The organism is Streptomyces sp. NPDC002463 (genome assembly GCF_042889835.1).
Taxonomy (GTDB): Bacteria; Actinomycetota; Actinomycetes; order Streptomycetales; family Streptomycetaceae; genus Streptomyces; species Streptomyces nymphaeiformis.
Genome location: NZ_JBIARL010000026.1, coordinates 74,388 through 89,258, shown reverse-complemented (window position 1 = coordinate 89,258; position 14,871 = coordinate 74,388). Strand labels below are relative to the sequence as shown.

Annotated in this window: 13 protein-coding genes, 1 tRNA gene and 2 pseudogenes; 6 read left to right on the top strand and 10 right to left on the bottom strand. The window is 70.5% G+C overall.

Features of this window, described 5'->3' with window-relative positions; all coding sequences use genetic code 11:
* Nucleotides 1–275 precede the first annotated feature (275 nt).
* The gene (locus tag ACFYX3_RS36440; protein WP_389023179.1) at nt 276–1,286 is read right to left on the bottom strand and encodes a quinone oxidoreductase family protein; all 1,011 of its coding nucleotides are present in this window, start codon (nt 1,284–1,286) and stop codon (nt 276–278) included.
* A gap of 469 nt (nt 1,287–1,755) precedes the next feature.
* Here ACFYX3_RS36440 and ACFYX3_RS36435 point away from each other — a divergent pair.
* Nucleotides 1,756–1,953: pseudogene (locus ACFYX3_RS36435) on the top strand (MafI family immunity protein); the annotation flags it as partial.
* Nucleotides 1,954–2,001: 48 nt separating this feature from the next.
* Nucleotides 2,002–2,223: pseudogene (locus ACFYX3_RS36430) on the top strand (tyrosine-type recombinase/integrase); the annotation flags it as partial.
* Nucleotides 2,224–2,287: 64 nt separating this feature from the next.
* Here ACFYX3_RS36430 and ACFYX3_RS36425 read toward each other — a convergent pair.
* A tRNA-Thr gene (locus ACFYX3_RS36425) sits at nt 2,288–2,364 on the bottom strand.
* A gap of 182 nt (nt 2,365–2,546) precedes the next feature.
* Here ACFYX3_RS36425 and ACFYX3_RS36420 point away from each other — a divergent pair.
* The 3 genes from ACFYX3_RS36420 (at nt 2,547) to ACFYX3_RS36410 (ending at nt 5,075) form a co-directional block, all read left to right on the top strand.
* Entirely contained in the window at nt 2,547–3,644 is a 1,098-nt protein-coding gene (locus ACFYX3_RS36420) for an ABC transporter ATP-binding protein (RefSeq protein WP_382661888.1), read from the top strand.
* 236 nt (nt 3,645–3,880) lie between these two features.
* Nucleotides 3,881–4,291: a hypothetical protein gene (locus tag ACFYX3_RS36415; RefSeq protein WP_116159708.1), complete on the top strand. Its 411-nt coding sequence runs from the start codon at nt 3,881–3,883 to the stop codon at nt 4,289–4,291.
* A 67-nt stretch (nt 4,292–4,358) separates the two neighbouring features.
* On the top strand, nt 4,359–5,075 hold the full coding sequence (locus tag ACFYX3_RS36410; RefSeq protein ID WP_376590075.1) for an NDP-sugar synthase: 717 nt from the start codon (nt 4,359–4,361) through the stop codon (nt 5,073–5,075).
* Between the two features lie 57 nt (nt 5,076–5,132).
* Here the strand turns inward: ACFYX3_RS36410 and ACFYX3_RS36405 are convergent, their stop codons facing one another.
* From ACFYX3_RS36405 to ACFYX3_RS36380, 6 genes are all read right to left on the bottom strand, one after another.
* Nucleotides 5,133–6,689, bottom strand: coding sequence for a DoxX family membrane protein (locus tag ACFYX3_RS36405; RefSeq protein ID WP_389023173.1), 1,557 nt, complete (start codon nt 6,687–6,689; stop codon nt 5,133–5,135).
* A gap of 95 nt (nt 6,690–6,784) precedes the next feature.
* A complete protein-coding gene (rlmB, locus tag ACFYX3_RS36400) occupies nt 6,785–7,741 on the bottom strand; it encodes a 23S rRNA (guanosine(2251)-2'-O)-methyltransferase RlmB (protein WP_389023170.1) in 957 nt (318 codons plus the stop codon).
* 79 nt (nt 7,742–7,820) lie between these two features.
* The gene (gene cysS / locus ACFYX3_RS36395; protein WP_382661884.1) at nt 7,821–9,221 is read right to left on the bottom strand and encodes a cysteine--tRNA ligase; all 1,401 of its coding nucleotides are present in this window, start codon (nt 9,219–9,221) and stop codon (nt 7,821–7,823) included.
* A gap of 64 nt (nt 9,222–9,285) precedes the next feature.
* Nucleotides 9,286–9,831: a 2-C-methyl-D-erythritol 2,4-cyclodiphosphate synthase gene (ispF, locus tag ACFYX3_RS36390; RefSeq protein ID WP_389023165.1), complete on the bottom strand. Its 546-nt coding sequence runs from the start codon at nt 9,829–9,831 to the stop codon at nt 9,286–9,288.
* On the bottom strand, nt 9,821–10,579 hold the full coding sequence (ispD, locus tag ACFYX3_RS36385; RefSeq protein ID WP_389023162.1) for a 2-C-methyl-D-erythritol 4-phosphate cytidylyltransferase: 759 nt from the start codon (nt 10,577–10,579) through the stop codon (nt 9,821–9,823). The genes ispF and ispD overlap by 11 nt, the downstream gene beginning before the upstream one ends.
* Nucleotides 10,580–10,886: 307 nt before the next feature.
* Nucleotides 10,887–11,369: a CarD family transcriptional regulator gene (locus ACFYX3_RS36380; RefSeq protein WP_003953493.1), complete on the bottom strand. Its 483-nt coding sequence runs from the start codon at nt 11,367–11,369 to the stop codon at nt 10,887–10,889.
* Nucleotides 11,370–12,010: 641 nt separating this feature from the next.
* Here ACFYX3_RS36380 and ACFYX3_RS36375 point away from each other — a divergent pair.
* Entirely contained in the window at nt 12,011–12,664 is a 654-nt protein-coding gene (locus ACFYX3_RS36375) for a DUF461 domain-containing protein (RefSeq protein WP_389023159.1), read from the top strand.
* 239 nt (nt 12,665–12,903) lie between these two features.
* Here ACFYX3_RS36375 and ACFYX3_RS36370 read toward each other — a convergent pair whose 3' ends face one another.
* Nucleotides 12,904–13,584: a response regulator transcription factor gene (locus ACFYX3_RS36370; protein ID WP_188271409.1), complete on the bottom strand. Its 681-nt coding sequence runs from the start codon at nt 13,582–13,584 to the stop codon at nt 12,904–12,906.
* Nucleotides 13,581–14,810, bottom strand: coding sequence for a cell wall metabolism sensor histidine kinase WalK (locus ACFYX3_RS36365; RefSeq protein WP_116159718.1), 1,230 nt, complete (start codon nt 14,808–14,810; stop codon nt 13,581–13,583). The genes ACFYX3_RS36370 and ACFYX3_RS36365 overlap by 4 nt, the downstream gene beginning before the upstream one ends.
* Between the last annotated feature and the right edge of the window lie 61 nt (nt 14,811–14,871).

Here is a 14,871-nt window from a genome sequence, read left to right as displayed (position 1 = left end):
GAGTCCGCAGGCGTCCGCATTCGTCCGCCGGTGTTCGTCAGCGTTGTCACGCAGTTAGACACTCATTGCCTAGGTGTTCTGTCCGGGAGGTTGTGGACGGGTGAGCCAGGTCTCGGCTGAGGGATCTTGAAGGGGTGTGACCCAGATACGCCAGAAACCCGCCAGAACTTGATCTTGGCTGCTGAGTGCCTGACGCTGTCGGGGATCTTGGCGATGACGGTCGGACATGCCCTCGACATCTCAGTCTCCAAGATCCCCGACCTCGTCACCCGCGATCAGCTCTGCGTCTCCTCGCGGCGTCCCATTGCGGCCGCATCGGGTACGACGAGCAGCTTGCCGGTGGTACGCCGAGCCTCCAGATCGCTGTGGGCCCGGGCGGCCTCGGACAATGCGTAGCGGCCCGTCACGGTGACCTCAAGCGCCTTGGAGCGCACCCACTCGAACACATCGGCGGCCCGTCGGAGCAGTTCGGACCGATCGGCGATGAAGTCCCCGAGGCTGGGCCGGATCAGGGTCAGCGAACCGCCGTGGGCGAGCCGAATCGGATCAAACGGCGGCACGGCACCACTTGCCGCGCCGAAGAGCACGAGATGGCCGCGGGTTCGCAGGCTGGCGAGGCTCGCATCGAAGGTGTGCGCGCCGACGCCGTCGAAGACAACCGGCAGTCCCTGACCGCCGTTGAGCCGCCTCACCTCGCCAGCGAGATCGTCGACTGCGGAGGAAAGGATCACCTCAGCGGCCCCGGCACGCTTCGCCAGCTCGGCCTTCGCCGTGGTCGACGTCGTGCCGATCACCCTGCCGCCGAGATGGGTGATGAGCTGGGTCAAAAGCAGCCCCATGCCACCAGCAGCCGCATGCACGAGCACCGTGTCGCCCCCCTGAACCGGGTAGGCGTCCTTGACGAGATAGTGCGCGGTCATGCCTTGGAGGAGCACGGCGGCGGCTGTCTCGAAGCCGATATCGTCGGGCAGCGGCACCAGCCGGGAGGAGTCCACGACGGCCCGCTCGGCATACGTGCCGGGAATCTCCACCCAACCGACCCGGTCCCCGACCGCGACGTCAGCGACGCCGGGTCCGACTTCGACGACCGTGCCGGCGCCCTCAGCGCCCGGGGTGAAGGGCAGCGGAAGGCTGTACCGGCCTTCGCGGTGGTAGACGTCGAGGAAGTTGACCCCGGATGCGGCGACCTCCACGATCGCCTCGCCCGGACCCGGCCGCGGCTGGTCCACCTCGGCCTCCTGCAGCACTTCGGGACCGCCCACTTCGTACACCTGAATCGCTCGCATGACCCTCCAATAACGGCTCATCCGCCACCAACCCCGTTGATGGCGATCCGATTCCCGGCAGGCAGAAGGTTCTGGTCAGTGGCCCTGGCGGCATCCTCGCGTGTGGCCCCTCACGCGGGCTACGGCTTAGCCCGTTGTTCGGGGAAAGGCACTGAATGTCCCGCCTAGGCTCAGAGGCTCATCCGACACCAGCCCACCACTCACCCCCAACTCCCATCAACCCGAGCTGTCAGGCGTGCGGACGGCGGCCGGGCTGGAGCGGGGCGGAGACAGGAGCGCAGGCCCGGGCGACGGGCCGCGCGCGCCGCGCCGTGCGCGGCGGGTGCCTTGATGAGGTAGAGAAATCTGTAACAGCTGCTTCGACCGTGCCTTCTAATGCTCCGGCCGGGAAGGTTGACCAGACAGCCGACAAAAGTCGCGTGACCTCACTGGCAGCACCGGAGGCACTGGCGCCACGACTGTTGATCGTGTGGCTCTTGAGCCCAGCTGGAACCAGACCCGTGGCCACTTCGACGCCGCCCGGGCACTCCTCACGGGTCTGCCGGGCATCGACCTCTCGGCAACGCTGGAGTTCCTGGAGTACAACGAGTTGGGGCTTGCCTTCGACTGCCTGGTGGATCACGGTGCAGAGCTCGACCTGCCACTTAGCTACTGGCAGCGCCTGGACCGCGCCGCTCGTGTTCCTCGCCGCCGCCCGGAAGGACCCGCTGCACGCGGCCTTCGTCCCATCCGCCTCCACGACGCCCGGCACGGTTGCGCGGCGCTGCTCACCGCCGCCGGAGTCGCGCCCCGTGTCGTGATGGAGATCCTCGGACACAGTCAGATCAGCCTGACGATGGACGTCTACACCCATGTGGTGCAGGACACACAGCGGGAGGCGATCAGTCACACGGACCGGCTGCTCACGCGGAAACGGCCCGACCGTCGTCGCCGTTGATGTCAGCTGTGGATGTCGAAGGCCCCGGACCATGAACGGTCCGGGGCCTTCGCCTTGTCCTGCCTGGAGCCCCCTGTCGGGTTCGAACCGACGACCCCCGCTTTACAAGAGCGGTGCTCTGGCCAGCTGAGCTAAGGAGGCAGCGAGTGAAGTGTAACCAACCCCGCCCCGGAGGCGGTCGGAAATCTCACGGGCCCGTGAGTGCTGACAGAACGGGCCCCGGCAGGTAGCGTCACCTGCGGTTCACCCTGGTGGACTAGACCTCAATCCTTCCTTTACTCGGATCGTCCGGCACGTTCCTGCCGGTGAAGGGACGCATCACCATGGCTTCCGTCACGTTCGACAAGGCCACCCGGATCTACCCGGGTGCCACCAAGCCCTCCGTCGACCAGCTCGACATCGAGATCGCGGACGGCGAGTTCCTCGTCCTCGTCGGCCCCTCCGGCTGCGGCAAGTCGACCTCCCTGCGCATGCTCGCGGGTCTCGAGGACGTCAACGCCGGCTCCATCCGCATCGGTGACCGCGACGTCACGCACCTGCCGCCGAAGGACCGGGACATCGCGATGGTGTTCCAGAACTACGCGCTGTACCCGCACATGACCGTCGCCGACAACATGGGCTTCGCGCTCAAGATCGCCGGTGTCAACAAGTCGGAGATCCGCGCCAAGGTCGAGGAGGCCGCGAAGATCCTCGACCTCACCGAGTACCTCGACCGCAAGCCGAAGGCGCTCTCCGGCGGTCAGCGCCAGCGTGTCGCGATGGGTCGCGCCATCGTCCGCGAGCCGCAGGTCTTCCTCATGGACGAGCCGCTGTCGAACCTCGACGCCAAGCTCCGCGTCTCCACCCGTACGCAGATCGCCGGTCTCCAGCGCCGCCTGGGCATCACGACCGTGTACGTCACGCACGACCAGACCGAGGCGCTCACCATGGGCGACCGCGTCGCCGTCCTCAAGGACGGTCTGCTCCAGCAGGTCGACACCCCGCGCAACATGTACGACAAGCCCGCCAACCTCTTCGTCGCCGGCTTCATCGGCTCCCCGGCCATGAACCTGGTCGAGGTCCCGATCGTCGACGGCGGCGTGAAGTTCGGCACGAGCGTCGTCCCGGTCACCCGCGACGCGATCGCCGCCGCCTCCGCCAACGGCGACACCACGGTCACGGTCGGCGTCCGCCCCGAGCACTTCGACGTGCAGAGCGCCACCAGCAAGGACGGCCTGGCCGTCACGGTCAACGTCGTCGAGGAGCTCGGCTCGGACGGCTTCGTGTACGGCACGACCCGCGTCGGCGGCGAGGACAAGGAGCTCGTGGTCCGCGTCGGCGGCCGCGACGTGCCCGCGAAGGGTTCCACGCTGCACGTCGTCCCGCGCGCCGACGAGCTGCACGTCTTCTCGACCTCCACGGGCGCCCGCCTCAGCGACTGAGGCAGCGCCTGAAGGACCGCGTCCGACGGACCGCTCCTGAAGCAGCGCCGAACGGCCCCGCATCTGCTGCAGATGCGGGGCCGTTCGTTTAAACGGGCTTACCCCTGAAAACCCCGGCATTCGGGGCCCCGCCGGCGCCCCCGCGTCAACACGCAATTCGAAAAGCCGCCTCGAACCATCCCTCGCGAGAGTGACTAAATGTCGCCATATCACTACCGGCCGCTACGCTCGCCTGCGTGACGCACACTGCCCGCCGAATCGGCCGCTCTCTCGCCCTCGTCCTGCCCGTCGTCCTGGTGCTCTCGGGAACGCTCGCGGTGTCCGCCGTTCCGTGGGCCGGCCAGGACTCCGGCACCCAGCTGACGGCGTCCTCCACGGACGTCTCCACCCGGGCCAAGTCCCGTGCTCCGCAGGATATTCTCCGCGACCAGCTCCTCGCAGAGCTTCAGGAGAAGGACCCCGGCGTCGCCCTCACCCACCTCCAGCGCGAGGTGGAGAACCGGCCCTCCCTCGCCAAGCACTGCTTCTCCATCGCCCGCGCCCTCGGCCGCGCCGCCGTCGAGCACTACGGCCCCTCCCGCGCCCAGTCCTTCTCCCGCCCGGTCTGCGACACCTCGTACGCGACCGGCGTGATGCGCGCGAGCTGACTGATTCACGAGGGAAGGGCCGCGAGCTGAACGGCCTGACGCATACCGGGCGCCTATCGTTCCCCGTATGCACACCACTCCGACGCAGGCCGTGGTCCTGGCGGGCGGCCAGGGCTCACGGCTCCGCCCGTACACCGACGACCGCCCCAAGCCGATGGTCGAGATCCCGGGAACCGGGACCCCGATCATCGGCCATCAGCTTTCCTGGCTGGCCGCCGAGGGCGTGACGGACGCCGTCGTCTCCTGCGGCCACCTCGCCGAAGTGCTCCAGGACTGGCTGGCCTCCGCGAACCTGCCTCTGAGGGTGACGACGGTCGTCGAGACCGAACCCCTCGGCCGTGGCGGCGGCCTCAAGTACGCCGCCGCGCACCTGCCCGCCCCGGACCAGCCCTGGTACGCCACCAACGGCGACATCTGGACCCGCTTCTCGCTGCGCGAGATGGCCGCCTTCCACGCCGAGCGGGACGCCCTCGCGACGCTCGCCCTGGCCCGCCCCCGGATCCCGTGGGGCGCCGTCGAGACCGACACCTTCGGGAACATCACCGACTTCATCGAGGCGCCGCCCTCGCCGTTCCTGATCAACGCGGGCGTGTACGTCTTCGCCGCGGCCTTCACGGAGCTCCTCCCCGACGTCGGCGACCACGAGCGGGCCACCTTCCCGCGCCTCGCCCGCGAGCGCCGCCTGGCCGGCTTCCCGCTGCCCCACGGCGCCTACTGGCGGGCCATCGACACCGCCAAGGACCTGACGGAGGCGGCCAAGGAGCTCGCCGCCCAGAAGGCCTGACGGACGGGCGCACGGGAAAGGCCGGCACCGAGGTGCCGGCCTTCTCGTTCCCGTACGTCAGCCCAGCAGGCCGCCGATCGGGTTGTGCGCCCCTCCGCCGGTCGAGCCGCCCTCGGACGGGGTGCTGGTGGAGCCGGTCGAGCCGCCGCTCGTCGTACCGCCGCCGGTGCTGCTCGGGCTGTCGCTGGTGGACGGCGGGGGCGCCGGCTTCGACTGCGCGGGCGCACGGCTGGTGGTGGTGCCGGTGCTCGTGCCCTGGGTCGCGGTCGGACGCTGCTCCTGCGTCCGGGTGGACTCGCGGGTCGTCTCGGTGGGCCGGGTGGCCTCCTCGGTCTTCTCGCTGCGCGCGGGCGCCTCGCTGGTCGCGGTGGCGGGCTCGGGCGCGGTGGAGGCGGCCTTCGACGGGGCGCTGCTGGTCGGCTCCTGGGGCAGCGGCTGGCCGGGGAGGTGGTTGATCGGGTCGTCGTTGGGGCCCGGGACGGTGACCATCTCGGTGGAGCGGACGGCGCCGCCGAGGACGGAGCCGACGAGGAGGGTGAGGCCGACGACGACGGCGGCGAGGAGGGTGCTGCGGCGGGTGACGCGGCGGCGCAGGTCCCAGAGTTCGGCGCGGGGGCCGAGGGTGCGCCAGGCCTCGCCGGCGATGCGGCCGTCGAGGGAGTAGACGGGGGCGCCGGCGATGATCAGCGGGGACCAGGCGGCCAGGTAGATGATGTCGGCCGAGTCGTAGACCGGGACGGTCTTCCAGCTGACCGTCAGCAGGAGCGCGGCGGAGAGCAGTCCGCCGACGACGGCGGCGACCCGCTGCCAGAGTCCGAGGACGGTGAGGACGCCGACGACGACCTGGAGGAAGGCGACGGTGAGTCCGGCGCCGACGGGGTGCTGGAGGGCGAAGTCGCGCAGCGGTTCGGCGAGGGCCCAGGGGTGGAGGGAGTTGAGCCACTTCACCATGGAGCCGCGCTCGCCGCCGTCGAAGTAGACGGGGTCGCAGAGCTTGCCCATGCCCGCGTAGATGGAGATGAAGCCGAGGAAGACGCGGAGCGGGAGGAGGACGACGCCGAGGTTCATCCGGCGGCCGGGGTAGTAGGCGTGCCGGACGTTGTCCTGTCCGTGGCGCTGTGCCGTCCTGCCGTTCGGCGCTTCGTGCTCGTACGGCTCGGTGGGCTCCGGCCGGAGGTCGTACAGCTCGTCGTAGGCGCCCTCGGCGCGGCGCATCGGCGGCAGCAGCGGCGGCGCGGCCTCGGCGGGCACCACGGGGGTGGGCATCGTGGTGTCGATGCGCGGGATGGCCTGGGTGTCGCCGACGCCGTGCCCGCCGTGTCCGACGGGTTCGAGCGTGGAGACGGAGGACTCGCGCACGGCCTGGAGGAGGCCGGTCGCGCCCGGCGCGGACTTCCCGGTCCACACGACGGGGCGGCGGCGGGGGCCGCCCGCGCCCACTCCGGACAGGGCGGCGGTACGGGCCGCGAACTTCGGCTGCGGGGCCGGCGCGAGCCGCACACGGAAGCTGGCGTGGTTCACGATCACCTGGGCGGGATCGGAATCCACCTTGACCATGCTCAGCGCGGGCTGATCGTCGAACCCCGGCCGGGGCGTTCTGGTGTCCACACTCATCTAACCGAGTGATGTGCGGTTAGGACACTGCCTTGACGGTTGCCAAATGTCCGAGGCCCGTCAAGATCACGGCCGGGGCGCGTCCCTCGTTCGGGTCAGCCCATGCGGCGGCGGGCCGCCTCGTAGAGCACGACACCGGCGGCGACACCGGCGTTGAGCGACTCGGCGCCGCCCGGCATCGGGATGCGGACGAGGAAGTCGCAGGTCTCGCCGACGAGGCGGGACAGGCCCTTGCCCTCGGAGCCGACGACGATGACGACCGGGCCGCCCAGCTCCTCCAGCTCGTGGACCTCGCGGTCGCCGTCGGCGGCGAGGCCGACGACCGTGATGCCGGCCTTCTGGTACTGCTCCAGGCAGCGGGTCAGGTTGGTGGCGCGGGCGACCGGGGTGCGGGCGGCGGTGCCGGCCGAGGTCTTCCAGGCGCCGGCGGTCATGCCGGCGGCGCGCCGCTCGGGGACGACGACGCCGTGGCCGCCGAAGGCGGAGACGGAGCGGACGACGGCGCCGAGGTTGCGCGGGTCGGTGACGCCGTCGAGGGCGACGATCAGCGGGTCCTCGTGGTCGTCGAAGGCGGCCGCGGCGAGGTCCTCGGGGTGCGCGTACTCGTACGGCGGAACCTGGAGGACGAGGCCCTGGTGGTTGAGGCCGTTCGTCATCCGGTCGAGCTCGGGGCGCGGCGCCTCCATGATGTTGATGTTGCCGCGGCCGGTGGCGAGGTTCAGGGCCTCGCGCACGCGCTCGTCGTTGTCGATGAACTGCTGCACGTACAGGGTCGTGGCGGGCACGCCGTCGCGCAGGGCCTCGAAGACCGGGTTGCGGCCGACGACCATCTCGGACAGACCCTTGCCGCCGCGGCGGGCGACGGGCTTGCGCTTGGCCGCGTTCCGGGCCATCGCGTTGGAGACGCGGTACGCCTTGTGACCCTTGCGGTCCTCGGCCCTGGGCGTCGGGCCCTTGCCTTCGAGGCCCTTGCGCCGCTGGCCACCGCTGCCGACCGTCGCGCCCTTCTTGTTGGACGTGCGACGGTTCCTGCGCTGGCTGTTCCCGGCCATGACTGCTACCTGTTTCCTCTGCTGACGTACGAAGTCTGTAACTGAAGTGTGCCGCCCGGTGTCCCGAGCGGCACGTCTTCTAACGGTTGCCCAGCGTCCAGCGGGGGCCGTCGGGGCTGTCCTCGATGGCGAGGCCGGACTGGTTCAGGTGGTCGCGGATCGCGTCCGCGGTCGCCCAGTCCTTGCGCTCGCGCGCCGATTCGCGCTGCTGGAGCACGAGGCGTACGAGGGTGTCGACGACGCCGTGGAGCTCCTCGCCGCCACCGGTCTCCTCGGCCCAGTGCGGGTCGAGGGGGTCCAGACCGAGGACGCCGAGCATGGCGCGGACCTCGGCGAGGCGGGCGATGGCCTCGTCCTTGTCGTCCGCGGCGAGGGCGCTGTTGCCCTGGCGGACGGTGGTGTGGATGATCGCGAGCGCGTGCGGCACGCCCAGGTCGTCGTCCATGGCCTCGGCGAAGGCCGGCGGCACCTCGGCGGCGGGGGCGACGGTCCGCCCGGCCTTCTCGGTGGCGCGCTGGACGAAGCCCTCGATGCGGGCGAAGGCCGACTCGGCCTCGCGCAGGGACTCCTCGCTGTACTCGATCATCGAGCGGTAGTGCGGGGTGCCCAGGTAGTAGCGCAGGACGATGGGGCGCCAGTTCTTCACCATCTCGGACACGAGCACGCTGTTGCCGAGCGACTTCGACATCTTCTCGCCGCTCATGGTGACCCAGGCGTTGTGCACCCAGTACCGGGCGAACTCGTCGCCGAAGGCCTTGGCCTGGGCGATCTCGTTCTCGTGGTGCGGGAAGATCAGGTCGAGGCCGCCGCCGTGGATGTCGAAGGCGGAGCCCAGGTACTTGTGGGCCATGGCCGAGCACTCCAGGTGCCAGCCGGGACGGCCGCGGCCCCACGGGGTCTCCCAGTCGGGCTCGCCCGGCTTGGTCGCCTTCCACATGGCGAAGTCGCGCGGGTCGCGCTTGCCGGTGATGCCTTCCTCGGAGGGCTGGCGGAGGTCGTCGATGTCCTGGTTGGACAGCTCCAGGTACCCCGGGAAGGAGCGCACGTCGAAGTAGACGCTGCCGTCCGCCTCGTAGGCGTGGCCACGCTCGATCAGACCCCGCATCATCTCGATCATCTCGGGGACGTGACCGGTGGCGCGGGGCTCGTAGGTCGGCGGGAGGCAACCGAGGGCCTGGTAGCCGTCGTTGAACGCGCGCTCGTTCTCGTAGCCGATGGACCACCAGGGGCGGCCCTGCTCGGCGCCCTTCCTGATGATCTTGTCGTCGATGTCGGTGACGTTGCGGATGAACGTGACGTCGTAGCCGCGGTAGGCGAACCAGCGGCGCATGATGTCGAAGTTCAGCCCCGACCGGATGTGGCCGATGTGCGGGGCCGCCTGCACGGTGGCACCACAGAGGTAGATCGAGACGCAGCCCGGTGTGAGCGGGGTGAAGTCACGGATCTGCCGGGCGCTGGTGTCGTACAGGCGAATAGTCACCACTCCAGGGTAGTGGGCGTGTGGTAGTGCCCTGCGACCGATTCCCGGCGGCAGGGCACGTTTTTCACCGCTGCCGGGGCGATACGGGGTAGACGAGGGCGGTCGCGAGGGCGGCGAGGCCCTCGGCGCGGCCGGTGAGGCCGAGCCCGTCCGTGGTGGTGCCGGAGACGGAGACGGGGGCGCCCGCCGCCTCGCTGAGCGCCTTCTGCGCCTCGTCGCGCCGCTTGCCGACCTTGGGGCGGACGCCGACGACCTGCACGGCGATGTTCCCGATCTCGTACCCCTCGGCGCGGACGATCCGCGCGGCCTCGGCGAGCAGGGTGACGCCGGCGGCGCCGGACCACTCGGGGCGCGAGGTGCCGAAGTGGGCGCCGAGGTCGCCGATGCCGGCGGCGGAGAAGAGCGCGTCGCAGGCGGCGTGGGCGGCGACGTCACCGTCGGAGTGCCCGGCGAGGCCGTACTCCTCGCCCTCCCAGAGGAGGCCGGCGCACCAGAGTTCGCGGCCCTTCTCGAAGGCGTGGACGTCGGTGCCGATGCCGGTACGGGGGATGAGGAAGGGGGTACCCCCTGCTCGAGCGGAGCCGAGAGCTTGGGGGAGGTCAGAAGCCATCGTTGGCCCTCCTGCGGGCGAGTACGGCCTCGGCGAGGACGAGGTCGAGGGGACGGGTCACCTTGAAGGCCTCTTCGTGGCCGGGCACGACGACGACGGGCGCGCCGAGCCGCTCGACCATGCCGGCGTCGTCGGTGGCGCCCTCGCCGGTGAGGGCGATCGTCGCGTGGGCGTTGACCAGGGTGTCGTGGTCGAAGCCCTGCGGGGTCTGGACGGCGCGGAGGCGGGCGCGGACCGGGGTGGCGACGACCTGCTCGGGGTCACCGGGCTTCTCGGCCGGCTCGACCTCCTTGACGGTGTCGGCGACGGGCAGCGCGGGGACGACGGCGACGGCCCCGTCCCGTACGGCCTCGATGACGGCGTCCACGGTCTCGACGGGGACCAGCGGGCGGGCCGCGTCGTGGACGAGGACGGTGGTGATGCCCTCGGGGAGCGCCTGGAGGCCGAGGCGCACGGACTCCTGGCGGGTCTCGCCGCCGGGGACCACGAGGTAGTCGGTCCGCTCGGGCAGGGCGTGGTCGTCGAGGAGGTTCTTGACCTCGGCGGCGCCGCCTGCGCTGTCGGGGGGTGCGACCACGACGACGAGCGAGACCGCGCGGGAGGCGGCCATCGCGCGGACGGCGTGGATGAGCATGGGGGTGCCGTTCAGCGCGCGGAGCGCCTTGGGGGCGCCCGGGCCGAGGCGTACGCCCCGCCCTGCGGCCGGGATCACCACGGCGGTACGGCTAGGACGCGCTTCGTCTGACATCGGTTGCACTCCGGCAGGTTTGTTTCCGCGGCCGACATGGGTATGGCCTCACCGTGCCGGACGCTCCGCCTTGACCGGGCCCTTTCCGTGACGACGGTCGAGGCGTGGCCGCGTCGGCACAGGGGCTCGGACGTAGAGAAGTTCAGGGGGTGCGGGTTACTTCAGCGGTGCGGTCACACGGACGCGCCGCGTACGTACGGTGATGTACGCGAACATGCCGCAGCGCCCGGCGACAGCACTGTGTGGATCACAGTACGCCAGCGGGCACCGCGGCATTGCTTCACTGCTCGACCGCTTCAGGTGCGGCTCAGGACGCGAGGACCTCGTCGAGGAGGGCCTCGGCCTTGTCCTCGTTCGTGTTCTCCGCGAGGGCCAGCTCGCTCACCAGGATCTGGCGGGCCTTGGCGAGCATGCGCTTCTCACCGGCGGAGAGTCCGCGCTCGCGCTCACGACGCCACAGGTCGCGCACCACTTCGGCGACCTTGATGACATCGCCGGAGGCGAGCTTCTCGAGATTTGCCTTGTAGCGACGGGACCAGTTCGTCGGCTCTTCGGCGTACGGCGCGCGCAGCACCTCGAAGACCCGGTCCAGCCCGTCCTGACCGACCACGTCGCGAACACCGACGAACTCCGCATTGTCCGCCGGCACACGAACCGTCAGGTCGCCCTGCGCGACCTTGAGCACCAAGTAGGTCTTGTCCACGCCTTTGATCTGGCGAGTTTCGATGGCCTCGATCAGCGCGGCCCCGTGATGGGGATAGACCACGGTGTCGCCAACCTTGAACGTCATGTGACAGGTACCCCTTCCGTGGCTATCCAGGGTAACACGGATTCGGCTTCTTCTGAATGGCGTTTTCGCAGGTCAGGGCATATCTCGGGGCTTGACAACGGTGACACGGACGTGCTGCGGAGGACTTCCGGAAGGCGGTATTCGCAGGTCGGAGCGGCTACGTCGACGCAGAGAAACGCGTACGTTACACCCACCTGGAGGCCGTCCAGGGAGGGATGATGTCCCGTTTTGTCTGGTTCGGAGCGACCTTCTTCACGTACTCCGTTCGAGGATCGCCCACCCGTACGGATGTACGCCGGCGCGATTCCCGAAATTGATCAGTGGACATCAAGTGATGCCGGTACGGGATTTCCCGCGGGGGTCGCCGCGGGGAATGCGGGGACTCCTCCGAATTGATCAAGGCGGTTATGTGAACAACAGGTCAATGGGTCGTGATCCGGCCACGCGACCGTCGTCCGGAGCGGGGCTCGCCGGGCGGCGGAAGAGGCGCGGCGCGCGCACCCGGGGGACCGCTGTGACCGGTTAGGGGCGGGTCGGGTGCGGGACGCTGAGTGAGGCTCGGTAACCTAAGCGCGCTGACACACCTTTAGCTGTCCCTTAGTTCCCACGCCTGTCCGTACGTCCTAGGAGATGCCGCCGCCGTGAGCCGCAGCCTTCGACGCGGCGCCCTCGCCGCCACCGCCATCGTGTTCTCCGTCGCCGCGCTGTCCGCCTGTGGTGCGGGCAACGACGCGCAGACGCTGCAAGTGCGGCCGGACAACGCCGCCGTCACGGTGGACGACGTCAAGATCCAGAACGCGCTGGTCATCACCCAGCCCGAGCCCGGCGTCAAGGGCCCGGCCGCCGTCTCGGCCACCGTCTTCAACAACGGCAGCCTGCCGCAGACCCTCGACTCGATCAGCCTGCCGGGCCTGCGCGCCGCGGTCGTGCTGAAGCCCGCCGAGGGCGCCGGCCCGATCGTCGTCCCGGCCCACGGCTCCGTCGTCATCGGCGGCGAGGGCAACGCCTCCGCCATCGTCCTGAACGGCTCCGAGGCCGCCCGCGACGGCGACGCGCAGAAGGTCGTCTTCAAGCTGAGCCGGACCGGCGACGTCGCCCTGGGCGCCTTCGTCGTCCCGGCGAAGAGCTACTTCAAGGAGTACGGCCCGAGCGCCGTCCCGGCCCTCCCGGAGGCGGCCCCGACCGCCTCGGCGACCGCCTCCGCGACCGCCACGGCCACGGCGACGCCCACGGGCGAGGCCTCGCACGCCACCGAGACCCCGGCCTCCGGCGAGCCGACGACCGCCGGTCACTGAGTACGCACGTGAAAGGGGCGCCCCCTGGTGGGGGCGCCCCTTTCACGTATGCGCACTACCGGTCTACGGCTCGAACTTGTACCCCAGGCCCCGGACCGTCACCAGGTACCGCGGCGCGCCCGGGTCCGGCTCGAACCCCAGTCCGGACACGCCCCTCGCACTGCGCGGCCCCAGGGGGCCTCGCAGGCTTCGGGACGCTGCGCCGGACTCCGTCCGGCCTCGTCGGGCCGGGCCGGGTTTTACGGCTCGAACTTGTACCCCAGGCCCCGGACCGTCACCAGGTACCGCGGCGCGCCCGGGTCCGGCTCGATCTTGGCGCGGAGGCGCTTGACGTGGACGTCGAGGGTTTTGGTGTCGCCGACGTAGTCCGCGCCCCAGACCCGGTCGATGAGCTGCATACGGGTCAGCACGCGGCCCGCGTTGCGCAGCAGCATCTCCAGGAGGTCGAACTCCTTCAGCGGCAGGTCGACCTTGCCGCCGCCGACGGTGACGACGTGACGGTCGACGTCCATGCGGACCGGGCCGGCCTCCAGGGCCGCCGGGGTGACCTCCTCCGGCTCCCCTCGGCGGCGCAGCACCGCGCGGATGCGGGCGACGAGCTCCCGCGAGGAGAAGGGCTTGGTCACGTAGTCGTCGGCTCCTATCTCCAGGCCGACGACCTTGTCGATCTCGCTGTCCTTGGCGGTCACCATGATCACCGGGACGTTCGAGCGGCCGCGCAGCTGGCGGCACACCTCGGTACCGGGCAGCCCCGGAAGCATCAGGTCGAGGAGGACGAGGTCGGCTCCGTTGCGCTCGAACTCGTCGAGGCCGTCGGGCCCGGTCGCCGCGACGGCGACCTCGAAGCCCTCCTTGCGGAGCATGTACGACAGGGCGTCGCTGAAGGATTCCTCATCCTCGACGACGAGCACTCGGGTCACGGAAGGACCTCCGGGGCGGGAAGCGGTTCGGTCATGAGATCAGGGGTGGGGGAAGAGGCGGGCCGGCGGTCCCGTACGGCGCCCGCCTCGGGCAGCCGCAAGGTGAAGGTGGAGCCCTGACCCTCGGTGCTCCAGACGGTGACCTCGCCGCCGTGCGAGGCGGCCACGTGCTTGACGATGGCCAGGCCGAGCCCCGTACCGCCGGTGGCACGGGAGCGGGCCGGGTCGACGCGGTAGAAGCGCTCGAAGACGCGCTCCTTGTCCTTGTCGGGGATGCCGATGCCCTGGTCGGTGACGGCTATCTCGATCACGTCGCCGGCGGGCGCGGCGACACGGCGGGCGGCGATGCCCACCCGGGTGTGCGCCGGTGAGTAGTTGACGGCGTTCTCGACGAGGTTGCCGAGGGCCGCGGCGAGCTGGCCGCGGCTGCCCCACACGTACAGGTCGGCGGCGCCGCCGGAGACCATGGTGATCTGCTTCTTGGAGGCGGGCTGCCGGGAGCGGTCGATCGCCTCGGCGACGAGCTCGTCCACGGACACCGGCTCGGAGTCCTCCAGCGGGTCGTCGTTCTGCACGCGGGAGAGGTCGATGAGCTCCTGTACGAGGTTGGTGAGGCGGGTCGCCTCGATCTGCATCCGGCCGGCGAAGCGGGTGACCGCCTCGGGGTCGTCGGAGGCGTCCATGACCGCTTCCGAGAGCAGGGAGAGCGCGCCGACGGGAGTCTTGAGCTCATGGCTCACGTTGGCGACGAAGTCGCGCCGTACCGCTTCGATGCGGCGGGCCTCGGTGAGGTCCTCGACCAGGAGCAGCACGAGTCGCGAGCCCAGCGGGGCGACCCGGGCGGAGACGGCGAGGGCCTCGCCGCGTCCGGTGCCGCGCCGGGCCAGGTCCAGCTCGACCTGCCGTATCTCTCCGTCCCGGCGGGTGTCGCGGGCCATGTTGAGCATGGGTTCGACGGCCAGTTTGCCGCCCCGGACCAGGCCGAGCGCGTACGCCGCCGAGCTGGCCTTCACCACGGAGTCGCTCTCGTCGAGGACGACCGCGGAGGAGCGCAGCACGGAGAGCACGGTGTCGACGCCGGGCGGGAGCACGGCGTCGGTGTGCAGAGAGGTACGGGTCGGGCGCGCCTGGTCGCGTTCGCTCCAGCGGAACGCCAGCATGGCGATCACGCCGGTGCACACGCCGGCGATCGCTGCCAATGCGGCGACCGCCGCGTTCACGTCCATGCCCCCAAGGTTATGCGGGGTCGCGGACACTCTCCCAGCCGTCCGAGTGGCTGCTCGAACA